13 protein-coding genes are annotated in these 15,163 nt (G+C 64.1%); all 13 read left to right on the top strand.

Annotated features, from left to right (window positions below):
- The first annotated feature begins 19 nt into the window (after nucleotides 1-19).
- The 13 genes from hutI to Q2M23_RS16635 all read left to right on the top strand — a co-directional run bounded on the left by hutI (nucleotide 20) and on the right by Q2M23_RS16635 (nucleotide 15,163).
- Entirely contained in the window at nucleotides 20-1,234 is a 1,215-nt protein-coding gene (hutI, locus tag Q2M23_RS16695) for an imidazolonepropionase (protein ID WP_316396166.1), read from the top strand.
- On the top strand, nucleotides 1,231-2,790 hold the full coding sequence (gene hutH / locus Q2M23_RS16690) for a histidine ammonia-lyase (protein ID WP_316396165.1): 1,560 nt from the start codon (nucleotides 1,231-1,233) through the stop codon (nucleotides 2,788-2,790). The genes hutI and hutH overlap by 4 nt, the downstream gene beginning before the upstream one ends.
- Before the next feature lie 27 nt (nucleotides 2,791-2,817).
- The gene (hutU, locus tag Q2M23_RS16685) at nucleotides 2,818-4,485 is read left to right on the top strand and encodes a urocanate hydratase (RefSeq protein ID WP_253587282.1); all 1,668 of its coding nucleotides are present in this window, start codon (nucleotides 2,818-2,820) and stop codon (nucleotides 4,483-4,485) included.
- A 363-nt stretch (nucleotides 4,486-4,848) separates the two neighbouring features.
- Nucleotides 4,849-6,003 carry a transporter substrate-binding domain-containing protein gene (locus Q2M23_RS16680; RefSeq protein ID WP_028331424.1) on the top strand — a complete coding sequence of 385 codons (1,155 nt, stop codon included), beginning with the start codon at nucleotides 4,849-4,851 and terminating at the stop codon, nucleotides 6,001-6,003.
- Entirely contained in the window at nucleotides 6,000-6,641 is a 642-nt protein-coding gene (locus Q2M23_RS16675) for an ANTAR domain-containing response regulator (RefSeq protein WP_016845707.1), read from the top strand. The genes Q2M23_RS16680 and Q2M23_RS16675 overlap by 4 nt, the downstream gene beginning before the upstream one ends.
- Before the next feature lie 127 nt (nucleotides 6,642-6,768).
- Nucleotides 6,769-8,019: a transporter substrate-binding domain-containing protein gene (locus Q2M23_RS16670; protein ID WP_057015919.1), complete on the top strand. Its 1,251-nt coding sequence runs from the start codon at nucleotides 6,769-6,771 to the stop codon at nucleotides 8,017-8,019.
- A gap of 129 nt (nucleotides 8,020-8,148) precedes the next feature.
- On the top strand, nucleotides 8,149-9,018 hold the full coding sequence (gene urtB, locus Q2M23_RS16665; protein WP_057015920.1) for an urea ABC transporter permease subunit UrtB: 870 nt from the start codon (nucleotides 8,149-8,151) through the stop codon (nucleotides 9,016-9,018).
- A 16-nt stretch (nucleotides 9,019-9,034) separates the two neighbouring features.
- Nucleotides 9,035-10,174, top strand: coding sequence for an urea ABC transporter permease subunit UrtC (gene urtC / locus Q2M23_RS16660; RefSeq protein WP_057015921.1), 1,140 nt, complete (start codon nucleotides 9,035-9,037; stop codon nucleotides 10,172-10,174).
- Nucleotides 10,171-10,923, top strand: coding sequence for an urea ABC transporter ATP-binding protein UrtD (urtD, locus tag Q2M23_RS16655; RefSeq protein ID WP_057015922.1), 753 nt, complete (start codon nucleotides 10,171-10,173; stop codon nucleotides 10,921-10,923). Before urtC ends, urtD begins: the two co-directional genes overlap by 4 nt.
- Nucleotides 10,916-11,608, top strand: coding sequence for an urea ABC transporter ATP-binding subunit UrtE (gene urtE, locus Q2M23_RS16650; RefSeq protein WP_057015923.1), 693 nt, complete (start codon nucleotides 10,916-10,918; stop codon nucleotides 11,606-11,608). Before urtD ends, urtE begins: the two co-directional genes overlap by 8 nt.
- Before the next feature lie 33 nt (nucleotides 11,609-11,641).
- Nucleotides 11,642-12,679, top strand: a complete 1,038-nt coding sequence (locus tag Q2M23_RS16645; RefSeq protein WP_028331418.1) for an aliphatic amidase — start codon at nucleotides 11,642-11,644, stop codon at nucleotides 12,677-12,679.
- 95 nt (nucleotides 12,680-12,774) lie between these two features.
- A complete protein-coding gene (locus tag Q2M23_RS16640; RefSeq protein WP_316396163.1) occupies nucleotides 12,775-14,109 on the top strand; it encodes a purine-cytosine permease family protein in 1,335 nt (444 codons plus the stop codon).
- 34 nt (nucleotides 14,110-14,143) lie between these two features.
- Nucleotides 14,144-15,163 carry an alpha/beta fold hydrolase gene (locus tag Q2M23_RS16635; RefSeq protein WP_057015925.1) on the top strand — a complete coding sequence of 340 codons (1,020 nt, stop codon included), beginning with the start codon at nucleotides 14,144-14,146 and terminating at the stop codon, nucleotides 15,161-15,163.

Raw genomic sequence — 15,163 nt, 5'->3', positions numbered from 1 at the left:
ACCTCGAGGGGACGATCGCATGGCAGAGCGCTTCGACCGTATCTGGCACAACGCCCGGCTCGCCACGATGCGCAGCGACCGCACTGATCTCGGCGAGATCGAGCGGGGCCTGATCGCGGCGCGCGACGGCCGCATCGTCTATGCCGGCGTGCAGTCGGACTTTCCTGTGGATGCGGACGCCGTTGATCGGATCGATTGTGCCGGCCGCTGGATCACGCCTGGGCTCGTCGATTGCCACACCCATCTCGTCTTCGGCGGCGACCGCGCGCACGAGTTCGAGCTGCGCCTGAAGGGCGCGAGCTATGAGGAGATCGCGCGCGCCGGCGGCGGCATCGTCTCGACCGTTGCGGCGACGCGCAAGGCGACCGAGGCGGAGCTCGTCGCCGGCGCGCTGCCGCGGCTCGACGCGCTGATCGGCGAGGGCGCAACCACCGTCGAGATCAAGTCCGGCTATGGCCTCAATGCCGAGACCGAGATGCGACAGCTTGCGGCGGCACGCAGCCTCGCCCGCCTGCGGCAGGTCGCGATCCGCACCTCTTTCCTCGGAGCGCATGCGCTGCCGCTGGAGGCCAATGGCGACAAGGACGGTTACATCGATCTGGTCTGCAACGAGATGCTGCCGGCCGTGGCCAAGGCCGGCCTCGCCGATGCCGTCGACGGCTTCATGGAGGGGATCGCGTTTTCCGGAGAGCAGACGGCACGGGTGTTCGAGGCGGCGCGTGCGCTCGGACTGCCGGTCAAGCTGCATGCGGATCAGCTGTCCAATCTCGGCGGCGCGGCGCTGGCCGCGAAATTCTCGGCGCTCTCGGCCGATCATCTCGAGCACACCGACGAAGCCGGCGCGGTGGCGATGGCGAAGGCCGGCACCGTCGCGGTCCTGCTGCCCGGCGCGTTCTATTTCATTCGTGAAACGCACAAGCCGCCGGTCGAGCTGTTCCGTAGCCACGGTGTGAACATGGCGCTGGCGACCGATTGCAATCCTGGCAGCTCGCCGCTCACCTCGCTCCTGCTGGCGATGAACATGGGCGCAACGCTGTTCCGGATGACGGTCGCCGAATGCCTCACAGGGGTGACGCGGGAAGGGGCGCGCGCGCTCGGCATGCTCGCCGAGACCGGTACGTTAGAGGCCGGCAAGTGGTGCGATCTGGCGATCTGGGACATCGAGCGTCCGGCCGAACTGGTCTACCGCATCGGCTTCAACCCGCTGCACAGCCGGGTGTGGAGGGGGCAATGAGCGATCGGGATGCGCCTGTCGTCGTGACGCCCGGAACCGTCGGCCTCGACGTCCTGGTGCGCGTGCTCGCGGGCGCGCCCATCATGCTCGATCCATCGTGCTGGCCGCGCGTCGAGGCGGCCGCGGAGATCGTGGCGAAGGCGGCGCATATCGACGTTCCCGTCTACGGCATCAATACCGGTTTCGGGAAGCTGGCATCGACGCGCATTGCGCCCGATCAAACCGCGCTGCTTCAGCGCAACCTCATCTTGTCGCACTGCTGTGGAGTCGGTCCGAACACGCCCGAGCCGATCGTGCGTTTGATGATGGCGTTGAAAGTGATTTCGCTCGGTCGCGGCGCATCCGGCGTGCGCCGCGAGGTGATCGAGCAGTTGCAGGGCATGCTGGCGCGCGGCGTTTATCCGCTGGTGCCGCAGCAGGGCTCGGTCGGTGCCTCCGGCGATCTCGCGCCGCTCGCTCACATGACCGCGGTCATGATCGGGGAGGGGCAGGCAATCCTTGATGGCAAAGTCGTGCCGGGTCGCGAAGCGCTTGCGGTTGCCGGCCTCGCGCCGTTGACGCTCGGCCCGAAGGAGGGGCTCGCGCTGATCAACGGCACGCAGTTTTCCTCCGCCTACGCCATCTCCGGTCTGCTGCGAGCGCATCGCCTGGCGTGCGCCGCGCTGGTGACCGGTGCGCTGTCGGTCGATGCGGCGATGGCGTCGACGGTGCCGTTTCGTCCCGAGATTCAATCTTTGCGTGGCCATGACGGGCAGATCGCTGCGGCCGCCGCCCTGACCGCGCTGCTTGACGGCAGCGACATCAGGCAATCGCATCTCGAAGGCGACGAGCGCGTGCAGGATCCCTATTGCCTGCGCTGCCAGCCGCAGGTCGCGGGTGCTGTGCTCGACCTGCTCGCGCAAGCCGCCCGCGGGCTGACCGTTGAGGCCAATGCCGTCACCGACAATCCACTCGTCCTGGTAGAGACCGGCGAAATCGTGTCAGGCGGCAATTTCCACGCCGAGCCGGTGGCGTTCGCCGCCGACCAGATTGCGCTCGCGCTTTCGGAGATCGGGGCGACCAGCGAGCGGCGGATCGCGACCCTCGTCGATCCCGCCCTGAACTTCGGCCTGCCGCCGTTCCTGACGCCCGAACCCGGCATCAATTCCGGCTTCATGATCGCCGAGGTGACGGCGGCGGCTCTTTATGCCGAGAACAAGCAGCGCGCCTTGCCGTGCTCGATCGATTCCACGCCGACCAGCGCCAATCAGGAGGATCACGTCTCGATGGCCGCGCATGCTGCGCGCCGGCTGTCCGACATGGCCGACAATCTCGCCGCCATCCTCGGCATCGAGCTGCTGGTCGCGGCGCAGGGCATCACGCTGCGCGCGCCGCATTCAACGAGCGCGCCGCTCGCTGCGGTCATTGCCGCGCTCCGAGAGCAGGTTCCGGCGCTCGCCGCCGACCGCTACATGGCTGACGATCTCGCCAGGGCGGCCGCTCTGATCGAAGCCGACGCGCTGCCCGCCGCTGCGATCGCGGTGCTTCCGACCGATCCATTTCCAAGACTGACTTAGAAGACTTGCTTAGCAGGAACATCCGTCATGAACCGCCGACTGGATAACGAACGCATCATCCGTGCTCCCCGCGGCACCGACATCAGCGCCAAGAGCTGGCTGACGGAAGCACCGCTGCGCATGCTGATGAACAATCTGGACCCTGATGTCGCCGAGCGCCCGAGCGAGCTCGTGGTTTATGGCGGCATCGGCCGTGCGGCGCGCGACTGGGAGAGCTTTGATCGGATTGCCGCGTCCTTGCGCAAGCTCGAAGGCGACCAGACCCTGCTGGTGCAGTCCGGCAAGCCGGTCGGCATTTTCCGGACCCATGCCGACGCGCCGCGCGTACTGATCGCGAATTCCAACCTGGTGCCGCATTGGGCAACGCTCGATCATTTCAACGAGCTCGACCGGCAGGGCCTGATGATGTTCGGCCAGATGACGGCAGGCTCATGGATCTATATCGGCAGCCAGGGCATCGTGCAGGGGACCTATGAGACGTTCGTCGAGGTCGGCCGCCGGCATTATGGCGGCAGTCTCGCCGGCAAATGGATCCTGACGGCGGGCCTCGGCGGCATGGGCGGTGCCCAGCCGCTGGCCGCGACGATGGCCGGCGCCTCGATGCTCGCGGTCGAATGCCAGCCGAGCCGCATCGAGATGCGGCTGCGGACGGGCTACCTCGACCGCCAGGCGGCGACGCTCGATGACGCGCTCGCGATCATTGCTGAGGCGGTCAAGAGCCAGAAGCCGGTGTCGGTCGGCCTGCTCGGCAATGCGGCCGAGATCTTTCCCGAACTGGTGCACCGCGGCGTGCGCCCGGACATCGTCACCGACCAGACCAGCGCGCATGATCCGATCAACGGTTATTTGCCGAAGGGATGGACACTCGCCGATTGGGAAACCAAACGCGCGGGCGACCCGAAGGCCGTTGAGACGGCAGCCAAGACCTCGATGGTCGATCACGTCCAGGCCATGCTGGATTTTCACGCGCAGGGAATCCCGACGCTCGATTACGGCAACAACATCCGCCAGATGGCCAAGGACATGGGCCTGAAGCAGGCGTTCGATTTTCCAGGCTTCGTTCCGGCCTATATCCGTCCGCTGTTCTGCCGCGGCGTCGGGCCGTTCCGCTGGGCGGCGCTGTCGGGCGATCCCGAGGACATCTTCAAGACCGATGCAAAGGTCAAGGAGCTGATGCCCAACGACAGCCACCTGCACAACTGGCTCGACATGGCCAAGGCGCGCATCAAGTTTCAGGGACTGCCTGCGCGAATTTGCTGGGTCGGGCTCGGCGACCGCCATCGGCTTGGCCTTGCCTTCAACGAGATGGTGGCGCGCGGCGAGCTCAAGGCGCCGATCGTGATCGGCCGCGATCATCTCGACAGCGGCTCGGTGGCGAGCCCGAACCGCGAGACCGAGGCGATGCGCGACGGCTCCGACGCGGTGTCCGACTGGCCGCTGCTCAATGCACTGCTCAACTGCGCGAGCGGCGCCACCTGGGTGTCGCTGCATCACGGCGGCGGCGTCGGCATCGGCTATTCGCAGCACGCCGGCATGGTGATCGTCGCTGACGGCACGCCGGAGGCCGCGCGCCGGCTCGAGCGTGTGCTATGGAACGACCCGGCGACAGGCGTGATGCGCCACGCCGATGCCGGCTATGACACGGCGGTCGAATGCGCGCGCGCCAACCGGCTCGATCTGCCTAGCCTGCGCTGATGGGACCTCCTCGATCGGGAGTTGCGGCATCTCCCGACCGGGGCGCAGCTTAACGAGCAATCCCGTTGCAGCTCTCAACCTTCCGGTTGATGTACGCGAGGTGACCGGCCGGACATGCCTTGATACGGGAAATCGGCGGTGCAGCTACCGGAGATAGGTGGTCCGTGGAGCGCTGCGCCTGTGACCCGTCGCGGGTGACACATTAGTCTGCCTGCTTTCGCGTCAGCTTCGCTGACAGGATGAGCGGCCAGGGTCCTTGTCTCGCGGCAGATGGCATGCAATCTTCCGCAGCCGGCAATGCTGTTCGAGAGCAACAAGAACAATAATCCCTCTCGTCCCTCCAATTCTGTCGAGGGCCTGATCATGTCGAACCTTACCCAAACGACATCCGCTCCGTGGCGGATAGGAGTGCTGTTCTCGCGAACCGGCTTCATGTCGGTCATCGAGGAGACCCAGTATCAGGGCACGCAACTCGCGATCGAAGAGGTGAATGAAGCGGGCGGCGTCTGCGGCCGCGAGCTGGTTCCCGTTGCCTATGACCCCGGATCGGACTCGGCCGCCTATGGTCATTACGCCAAGCGGCTGATGATCGAGGATCAGGTCAGCACGATCTTCGGCTGCTACACCTCGTCGAGCCGCAAGGCGGTGCTGCCGGTAGTCGAACGGCTGAACGGTCTGCTCTGGTATCCGACGCTTTACGAAGGGTTCGAGGCGTCGCCCAACGTCATCTACACCGGCGCCTCGCCGAACCAGAACAGCCTCGCGCTGTGCCGCTATTTGATGGATACGTTCGGAACGCGGTTCTATTTCGTGGGGTCGGACTACATCTATCCGCGCGAGTCCAACCGGGTGATGCGGGAGCTGCTCAAGAGCAACGGCGGCTCGGTCGTTGGCGAGCGCTATGTCAATGTTTACGCGCGCTGGCAGGATTTTGTGCCGATCATCCAGGACATCAAGCGTGTCAGGCCCGACGTGATCTTCTCGACCGTCGTCGGCGAGGGCACGGTGTTCCTCTATCAGGCCTATGCCAATGTCGGGCTCGATCCAAAGCAGGTGCCGATCGCCAGCCTGACCACGACGGAAGCGGAAATCGCCGCCATGGGCTTCGACGTCGGCGAGGGACACGTCACGGCCGCATCGTATTTCCAGGGTGTCGAGGGCAGCGCCAACAATGCGTTTGTGCAGCGCTTCAAGAAGCGGTTCGGCGCCGATATCTCGACCAACATGTGCGCCGAGGCATCCTATTTCCAGCTGCATCTGTTCGCGAAGGCGCTCGAGCAGGTCAATTCACTCGACACCGAAGTGCTCCGCTCGATGGTGTTCGGCACCAGCTTTGATGCACCGCAAGGTGCCGTCACCGTCAACCCGATGTCGGGTCATACCGACCTCTGGACCCGCATCGGGCGCGCCAACCGCCAGGGGCAGTTCGATGTCGTCAGCCAGTCGAAGGAGCCGGTGCATGCGGATCCGTTCCTGATCGGATATGGTCGTGCAACGCAAACAGGAAGCGTCCAATGAACGAAATGTCGCGTAAGCCGTCGCTGAGCCGAGACGTCGGCGGACGCAAGACCATGGTTCAGGAACTTGCCGATCTGTCGGCGGTGGTGGTCGCGCCGGTCGACGATCAGGTCGGCATGTTGCTGCGCGAGTTGCAGCGGTTCCGGATGCGGGTGCGGCAGGTCTGGCCGATGCCGGAGAGCGTGCCCGCCGATGCCGACGTGGTGTACTGCGAATATTCCCCTGACCTGGCGCGGCGCCTGCCATGGATTCCCGGCGACGCGCGCTCGGCGCTGGTTGTGATCCTGCCGGCGACGGAAACCGTTCACGCCGATGCGCTGTGTCATGCGACGCCGAACGCCGTGCTGCCGCGGCCGTTCACGCAGAATGCCGTGCTGTCCAGTCTCGTGCTGGCGCGCAGTCAATTTGGTTATGAACGGCGGCTTCGCAGCAAGATCGAAAAGCTCGATGACAATCTGCGCTCGATGCGCACGGTGGAGCGCGCCAAGGCGATCCTGATGGCGACGCGGCAGATGCCGGAAACCGAAGCCTATGGCTTCATCAGACGACAGGCGATGGATCGTCGCGTGTCGGCAAGTGCAGTCGCCGCGGCGATTGTTGACTCGTTCGAACTGCTTGGCTACGATCATCAACAGTAAGCCCCAATAGCGGGGCTGGCGGCGACAGCGCCGCCTTCGACACAACCGGCAACAAAGCCCTCCCAATGCTCGCGTAAGCGCGCATCGGGAGGGCTTTTTGTTTTTTCAGTCCTGAAGGGAGCTAGGGATGAGCATTTCACGGCGGACTTTGCTGAGGAATACCGCGGCGCTGGGCGCGTTTGCCGGCGCCGGACTGCCGCACATCTGGATCAAGAACGCCGACCTCGCTTACGCCGCCGGCGGCGAGATCAAGGTCGGCGTGCTGTTCTCGCTGACGGGAACGACCGCGATCATCGAGGAATCGCTCAACAAGGCGACGCTGCTCGCCATCGAGGAGATCAACGCCGCAGGCGGCATCAAGGGCAGCAAGATCGTCCCGATCGTCGAGGACCCCGCGTCCGATCCGGCGACCTTCTCGGAGAAGGCTCGCAAGCTCGTCGTCGGCGACAAATGCGTCAGTGTGTTCGGTTCCTACACCTCGGCAAGCCGCAAGGCGGTGCTCCCGGTGTTCGAGCGGCAGAACAATCTCTATTGGTATCCGACGCTCTATGAAGGCCGGGAGTGCTCGAAGAACGTCATCTACACCGGCGCGGTGCCGAACCAGCAGCAGGACGAGTTCGTGCCCTGGCTGGTCAAGAAGTTCGGCAAGAAGTTCTACCTGATCGGCTCCAACTACATCTATCCGAAGGAAGAGAACAACTACTGCAAGAAGCTGCTTGAGAAACTCGGCGGCGAGGTCGTGGCGGAAGAATATGTGCCGCTCGGCCATTCCGAATTCTCTTCCGTCATCAACAAGATCCGCTCGACTCAGCCGAACGTGATCTTTTCCACCGTGGTCGGCGATTCCGTGGTCGCGCTGCATCGTCAGTACAAGGCGGCCGGCCTCGATCCCGAGAAGATGCCGATGGCGAGTCTCACGACCTCCGAGAACGAAGTCGCTGCGATGGGCGGCGAGGCGGCCGCCGGTCACTTCACCTCGGCGCCTTACTTCATGGTGCACAAGTCGCCGGAGAACGAGAAGTTCGTCGAGGCTTACAAGAAGCGTTGGGGCGCCGACAAGGTGACGCATTTCGTGTCGGAGGCCTGCTACTTCCAGACCTACCTGTTCAAGCAGGCGGTCGAGAAGCTCGCGACCAGCGATCTCACGCCGCCGAACATCCGCGACGCGGTCAAGGGCCAGGAAGTGATTGCACCGCAGGGCAAGGTCCGGATCGAGCCGGAGAACCTGCACACCTGGCTGTGGCCCAAGATCGCGCAGGCGAAGTCGAACGGACAGTTCGAGATTCTCGTCGAGGCCAAGGAGTGGCTGAAGCCGGTGCCTTACGCGGCCTATCCCGGACAGTCATGCACCGAGAAGGGCTTGGTCGAGAAGAGCTGACGACGGGGGCTGACGAAGGCCGTCGGCGTGCGGCGCCGGCGGCCAGCGTCCCGAAACGAATGCTGCCTCTCGCACGAACGGGGGCGAGGGGCAGGGCGCACAACGCGAACATCGAAAGCGGATCCCGACGTGGACCAATTCATCGAACAAATCGTCACCGGCCTCAGCATCGGATCGATCCTGCTGCTGGTCGCGCTGGGCCTGTCGATCATCTACGGCTCGATGGGCATCATCAATCTCGCCCATGGCGAGTTCGTGATGCTGGGCGCTTACGCGGCCTGGGTGTTCCATACCTATCTCGGGCTCGGCCTGCTCGCGAGCCTGGTGCCGATCTTCTTCGTGGTCGCCGCGTTCGGCTGGGTCATTGAGCGTTACGTCCTGAGCCTGCTCAACAACCGGCCGCTGGACACGATCCTTGCGACCTGGGGCGTCGGCATCATGCTGCAGCAGGCGGTGCGGCTGATGGTCGGCAGCGAACTGCGCTACGTGCAGCTGCCGCCGGCGCTGTCCGACAGCATGGACGTGTTCGGCATCTCGGTATCGTCCTATCGGGTGTTCCTGTTCGTGGTGTCGATCGCACTGTTCGTGGCGACCTGGTTGCTGATGAACCGCACCACGGTCGGAATGAAGCTACGCGCGATCATCCAGGACCGTTCCGTCGCTGCCTCGTTCGGAATCAACGCCAAACGGGTCTATGCGCTGACCTTCGCCTACGGTGCGGGCCTTGCGGGACTGGCTGGCGCGCTGGTGTCGCCGCTGAAGAGCGTGTCGCCCGATATGGGCACCGGCTATGTGGTCGATGCCTTCATGGTGGTGGTGCTCGGCGGCGTGCAGAGCCTCGCCGGCACCGTGGCGAGCGCCTTCATCCTCGGCGAGCTCTCCGGCGGCATTGCCTTCCTGCAGAACGACACGGTGGCCAAGGCAATCGTGCTGCTCGCCATCGTCGTGCTCATCCGTTTCCGCCCCGAGGGGCTTTTCACCGCACGCGTGCGGGCCTGAGACAGATCGCTCATCTATGCCGTCGCATGTTTCTAACTCCAGCGGATTGCAGCGCCTGATCGCGCAGCTTGCGCCTCTGCTGATCGTCTGCGCCGTGGTGTTCGCGCTGCCGGTGATGCTCAACAACGACTTCCTGCTCAACAAGGTCGCGCGTTATCTGGTGCTGGGCATCCTCACGGTGTCGCTCGGGCTGTCCTGGGGATTCGGCGGCATCCTGAATCTCGGCCAGGCGATGAGCTTCGGGCTCGGCTCCTACGCCATGGCAATGGCGCTCAAGCTCAAGACCGTGCCGGTGCATACCGGAGCGAGCGGACTGCCGGACTTCATGGTCTGGAATAATGTCCAGCATTTGCCGTGGTTCTGGGAGCCGTTCCGCTCGCTGACCTTCGCGATCGCCGCGGGCCTGATCGTGCCGGCGCTGGTTGCGGCGGCGCTCGGCTGGTTCATGTTCCGGGGCCGCGTCACCGGCGTCTATGTCTCGATCATCACGCTCGCCACCATGGTGGTGATCAATCTCGTGATCATCGACCAGCAGAGCTACACCGGCGGCTTCAACGGCATCACCGATCTCGCCCAGCTCGAGATCTTCGGCGTCGCGTTCGATGCCTATGGCCGGGCTACCTATTATCTCGTGGCCAGCTGTGTCCTGCTCAGCCTGCTTGTCGCCTTTGCCTTCACGAGAACCAAGGCCGGACTGATCGTGCAGGCGATCCGCGACCATGAGAGCAGGGTGCGCTACTTCGGCTACGACGTCGCGCTCTACCAGATCTTCGTGTTCGCGCTGTCGGCGGCGATCGCGGGCCTTGCCGGCATGCTCTACACGGTGGTGATGGAGTTTGCCTCGCCGACCTTCCTCGGCGTGCAGCTCTCTCTTTCGGTGGTGGTGTGGTGCGCGGTCGGCGGCCGGCAGAGCCTGGTCGGTGCGTTCCTTGGCGCAGTGCTGGTGGCGGGCATGCAGGGCGCGCTGTCGGAGTCAGCGGCGTTCCTGGAAACCTGGACGCTGGTGATGGGCGCGCTGTTCGTGCTCGTGGTGCTGTTTTTGCCGAAGGGGCTCGCCGGCCTTGCGCAGGTCGTGCTGCGCTGGATCGTGCAGCGCCGCCATGCGGCCGCGGGCGGGGTGGCGCAAGGCGTCGGCCAGACGGAGGGCAGCACATGAGCTCCCATCTCGATCTCCGCGACGTGTCGGTCAGCTTCAACGGTTTCAAGGCGCTCAATTCACTCAACATGAGCGTGCGCAAGGGCGAGCTGCGCTGCCTGATCGGGCCGAACGGCGCGGGCAAGACCACCGCGCTGGACATCATCTGCGGCAAGGTCAAGCCGAGCGCCGGCACGGTGAGCTTCGATGGCACCGCGCTGCAGGATCTTGAGGAATACGAAATCGCCCGCGCCGGCGTCGGCCGCAAATTCCAGGTGCCGAGCGTGTTCCGCGAGCTGTCGGTCTCCGAGAACCTCGAAGTGGCGCGGGCGCGTCGCACCTCCGTGCTTGGCAATTTGCGCTGGAACATCGGCAATTCAGGACGCGAGCATGTCGAGCGTCTGGCCGAGCTGGTCGGGCTCACCGAGCAGCTCGACCGGCCGGCCGCCTATCTGTCGCACGGTCAGACCCAGTGGCTGGAGATCGGCATGCTGGTCGCCCAGGACGCCGAGCTGATCCTGATGGACGAGCCTACCGCGGGCATGACGGCGCAGGAAACCCGCAAGACCGCCGAACTGTTCGCACGGCTGAAGGGCAAGCACACGCTGATCGTGGTCGAGCACGACATGGGCTTCGTCAAGGCGATCGGCGACATCATCTCCGTGATGCATATGGGCCAGATGCTGGCCGAGGGCACCGCGGCGGAAGTGGAGGCGCATCCGGAAGTGCGCCGCGCCTATCTCGGATCGGGAGGCATCAGCCATGCTTGAGTTGACCGACGTCGACGCCTTCTACGGCAACAGCCGCGCCCTGCAGGGCATCAACCTGATGGTTGGCAATGGCGAATTCCTCTCGGTGCTCGGCCGCAACGGCGTCGGCAAGACCACGCTGATGCGCAGCATCCTCGGCCTGATGGACCGGTGCACCGGACGGCTATCGCTCGACGGTGCCGACATCTCGCCGCTGCGGACCTATCAGCGCGCCAAGGCCGGTATTGCCTACGTGCCGCAGGGCCGCGGGATTTTGCCGAAGTTCACTGTGCGGGAAAACCTGACGCTCGGGACCTTTGCCGCGAGATCTGCCAACGGCATCGAGGAGTGGGTGCTCGAGCTGTTTCCGGTACTCAAGGACTTTCTCAATCGCTATGGCGGCAATCTCTCCGGCGGCCAGCAGCAGCAGCTTGCGATCGCGCGGGCGCTACTGGCCAAGCCCAAGGTCATCCTGCTGGACGAGCCGACCGAGGGCATCCAGCCGAACATCGTCGAGCAGATCGAGGACGTGATCGTCAGTCTCAATCGCGAGCGCGGCATCACGGTCGTGCTGGTCGAACAGAATGTCGCGTTCGCGCGGCGCGCGTCTCACCGCTTCGCGCTGCTCGAAAAGGGACGCGTCGTCGCCAAGGGCGCGATCGGTGAGCTCACCGATGATCTCATCCAGCTGCACATGGCCGTGTAGCGGGAATTATCGCTCAGGAAAGGGAGTCGAGACATGTTGCATGGAGACATATCGAGCAGCAAGGACACGGTCGGCGTTGCCGTGGTGAACTACAAGATGCCGCGCCTGCACACCAAGGCCGAGGTGCTGGATAACGCGCGCAACATCGCCAAGATGGTCGAGGGCATGAAACTCGGCCTTCCGGGCATGGACCTCGTGATCTTCCCGGAATACTCGACCCACGGCATCATGTACGACTCCAAGGAGATGTACGAGACGGCGTCGTCCGTGCCGGGCGAGGAGACCCGCATCTTCGCGGACGCCTGCCGCAAAGCGAAGGTCTGGGGTGTGTTCTCGCTGACCGGCGAGCGCCACGAGGAGCATCCCAACAAGGCGCCGTACAACACCCTGATCCTGATGAACGACAAGGGCGAGATCGTCCAGAAGTACCGCAAGATCATGCCGTGGGTACCGATCGAGGGCTGGTATCCCGGCGATTGCACCTACGTCTCGGACGGGCCGAAGGGGCTGAAGATCAGCCTGATCATCTGCGACGACGGCAACTATCCGGAGATCTGGCGTGACTGCGCGATGCGCGGTGCCGAGCTGATCGTGCGCTGCCAGGGCTACATGTATCCGGCCAAGGAGCAGCAGATCCAGATATCGAAGTCGATGGCCTGGGCCAACAACTGCTACGTCGCGGTCGCCAACGCCTCTGGCTTCGACGGCGTCTATTCCTATTTCGGCCATTCCGCGCTCATCGGTTTCGACGGAAGGACGCTCGGCGAGTGCGGCACGGAGGAGAACGGCATCCAGTACGCGCAGCTCTCGGTGTCGCTGATCCGCGACGCCCGCCGCAACATGCAGTCGCAGAACCATCTCTTCAAGCTGATGCACCGCGGCTATACCGGCCTGATCAACTCCGGCGACGGCGATCGGGGGCACGCGGTCTGCCCCTACACCTTCTACAAGAACTGGATCACGGACCCCGAGGGCACCCGGGAAATGGTCGAGGCCATGACCCGTCCGACCGTCGGAACCGACGAATGCCCGATCGAGGGCATTCCGAACCAGAAAGTCGCACATCGTTGAGTGACATCGATGATCGGCGCCGGCGCGATGTTTCGCGCCGGCGTGGTTCGATGCAACGGCGGACACTTCCTCGCGGAGGAAACAGGGGGGACATCATGAGCGGTCAATCGAATAGCGGGCTGGTTCAGCAGACCGAAGGGCAGATCGACGACCTTCTCGGCCATGAATTCGAGCACGAGCCGGTGCCGATGAGCGCCCGGCGCAGCGCCTTCTCGGTCACGATGGTGTGGCTGGGCTTTCCGATGATCATCACCGGCGCGATGACCGGATCGCTGTTGGTGCTGGGCATGGGGTTCAAGAATGCACTGGTGGCGATGATCGTCGGCAATTTGATCATGTTCGCCTATGTGGGCGCGCTCGGCCTGATCGGCACCCGGCGCGGCATGAACTTCGCGCTGATCGCCAGCATCGTGTTCGGAAAGAAGGGCTACGTGCTGGCGTCGGGCCTGCTGTCGACCCTGCTGCTCGGCTGGTATGCGGTGCAGACCGGCATCACCGGCGCATTGATCTCCTCGACCTACGGCCTCAACTATGTGGCGATGACCATCGTCGCCGGCGTGCTCTATATCGGGATCACCTTCGTCGGCGTGAAGGGATTGCACTGGATCGGGCTGGCGTCGGTGCCGCTGTTTGTCGTGCTTGGCCTCTGGGTCGCGGCCGATGCCGCCTCGACCACGACGTCGGCGGCGATCTTCGGCTATGCCGGCAACAATGGAGTCGCCAGCATGTCGATGGGCGTCGGGCTTACCGTGGTGCTCGCGCTGTTCATCGACGCAGGCACGGTGACGGCGGACTTCAATCGCTGGGCGCCGAACACGCGGTCCTCGCTGTTTGCCACGTTCAGCGCGTTTCCGTTCGCCAATCTGGTCGCGATGCTGGTCGGCGGCGTGATGACGGCGGCGCTCGCCGTGCCGAACGCCAACCCGTTCGGTGTCGACAACATGTTCGGCTACATGAACGGCAAGCAGCTCACCTGGCTCAGCATCCTCGCATTCATCTTCCTCTATGCCAATCTCGGCTCGGTCTGCTCGCATTGCCTGTACAACGCGGCCACCGGCTGGTCGCGCATCCTCGGGACCAATATGCGGCTGATGGCGGTGGTGCTCGGCGCGCTTGGCATCCTGGTTGCTGCCGGCAATGTCTGGGCGTTCTTCATACAGTGGCTGTCGCTGCTCGGCATCCTCGTGCCGCCGATCGGTGCGATCATTCTGGTCGATCAGTATCTGCTACGGGCCGAGGCGCGTGCGGACGTCGACTGGCGTGCGAAGCCGTTCATCGCCTGGGGCATCGGGTCGCTGTTTGCCTTTGCGGTTGAAAACCTGATGCCGGGACTGTCCACTGCGATCTCCGCCGCGGTGGTCGCAGGCATCGTGTACGGTGCGATCGCACGGGTGGAGTCTCCGACTGAAAAGGTGGCGCGTCCGGCGTAAGCGATCAGCTCGATCAAGCAAGAAGGGTACATCAATGAGCGTCGACTATCAGATCCATGATCTCGGCAATTTGACCTTGCAGCGCGGCGCGACCATTCGCGACTGCAAGCTCGCCTACAAGACCTATGGCCAGCTCAACGCAGCCAAGGACAACGTCATCGTCTATCCGACCTGGTACTCCGGCCAGCACTACGACAATGAATGGCTGATCGGACCGGGCAGGGCGCTCGACCCGGCAAAGTACTTCATCATCATCCCGAACATGCTCGGCAACGGGCTGTCGTCGTCGCCGAGCAACACGCCGGAACCGTATAATGGACCGCGTTTTCCGCAGGTGACGGCCTATGACAATGTGCGCGCCCAGCACCGGCTGGTGACCGAGAAATTCGGCATCAAGCACATCCGTCTGGTGGTCGGCTGGTCGATGGGCGCGCTGCAGACGTTCCATTGGGGCGCGCTCTATCCCGATATGATGGATCTCCTGGCGCCGTTCTGCGGCTCGGCCAAATGCTCGCGGCACAACTTCGTGTTTCTCGAAGGCGTCAAGGCGGCACTCACCGCGGATGCTGCGTGGAAGGAGGGCTGGTACACCGACAAGCCGGCCCGCGGCCTGCGCGCCGCCGCGCGTGTCTATGCCGGCTGGGGCTTTTCACAGGCCTTCTATCGCGAGCAACTCGACATCAAGACGCTGGGCTATTCGTCGCTGGAGGATTTCCTGGTGGCGTTCTGGGAAGGCTTCTTCCTGCCCAAGGATCCCAACAACCTGCTGACCATGCTGTGGACCTGGCAGCACGGCGACATCAGCGACAACGAAATCTACAACGGCGACTTCAAGGCCGCGCTGCGGGCGATCAAGGCCAAGGCCTATGTCATGCCGGGTCAGACCGATCTCTATTTCCCGCCGGAGGATAGCGAGTTCGAGGTCGAGAACATGCCGAACGCCAAGTTCGTGCCGGTACCGTCGATCTGGGGCCACTTCGCCGGCGGGCCGGGGACCAATCCGGTCGATGTCGACTTCATCGACAGCAAGCTCAAGGAGCTGCTCGCATCGTGA

The organism is Bradyrhizobium sp. 33ap4 (assembly GCF_032654765.1).
GTDB lineage: Bacteria > Pseudomonadota > Alphaproteobacteria > Rhizobiales > Xanthobacteraceae > Bradyrhizobium > Bradyrhizobium australafricanum.
The sequence above is the reverse complement of the archived record's forward strand: the minus strand, read 5'-3'. Positions and strand labels throughout refer to the sequence as shown.

Bases quoted from the DNA above. Each gene is read 5' to 3' on its own strand.
- Q2M23_RS16670 (WP_057015919.1), top strand. From the start codon at position 6,769: ATGAGCATTTCACGGCGGACTTTGCTGAGGAATACCGCGGCGCTGGGC.
- Q2M23_RS16635 (WP_057015925.1), top strand. From the start codon at position 14,144: ATGAGCGTCGACTATCAGATCCATGATCTCGGCAATTTGACCTTGCAG.
- urtE (WP_057015923.1), top strand. From the start codon at position 10,916: ATGCTTGAGTTGACCGACGTCGACGCCTTCTACGGCAACAGCCGCGCC.
- hutI (WP_316396166.1), top strand. From the start codon at position 20: ATGGCAGAGCGCTTCGACCGTATCTGGCACAACGCCCGGCTCGCCACG.
- Q2M23_RS16640 (WP_316396163.1), top strand. From the start codon at position 12,775: ATGAGCGGTCAATCGAATAGCGGGCTGGTTCAGCAGACCGAAGGGCAG.
- hutH (WP_316396165.1), top strand. From the start codon at position 1,231: ATGAGCGATCGGGATGCGCCTGTCGTCGTGACGCCCGGAACCGTCGGC.
- urtD (WP_057015922.1), top strand. From the start codon at position 10,171: ATGAGCTCCCATCTCGATCTCCGCGACGTGTCGGTCAGCTTCAACGGT.
- urtC (WP_057015921.1), top strand. From the start codon at position 9,035: ATGCCGTCGCATGTTTCTAACTCCAGCGGATTGCAGCGCCTGATCGCG.
- hutU (WP_253587282.1), top strand. From the start codon at position 2,818: ATGAACCGCCGACTGGATAACGAACGCATCATCCGTGCTCCCCGCGGC.
- Q2M23_RS16680 (WP_028331424.1), top strand. From the start codon at position 4,849: ATGTCGAACCTTACCCAAACGACATCCGCTCCGTGGCGGATAGGAGTG.
- Q2M23_RS16645 (WP_028331418.1), top strand. From the start codon at position 11,642: ATGTTGCATGGAGACATATCGAGCAGCAAGGACACGGTCGGCGTTGCC.
- Q2M23_RS16675 (WP_016845707.1), top strand. From the start codon at position 6,000: ATGAACGAAATGTCGCGTAAGCCGTCGCTGAGCCGAGACGTCGGCGGA.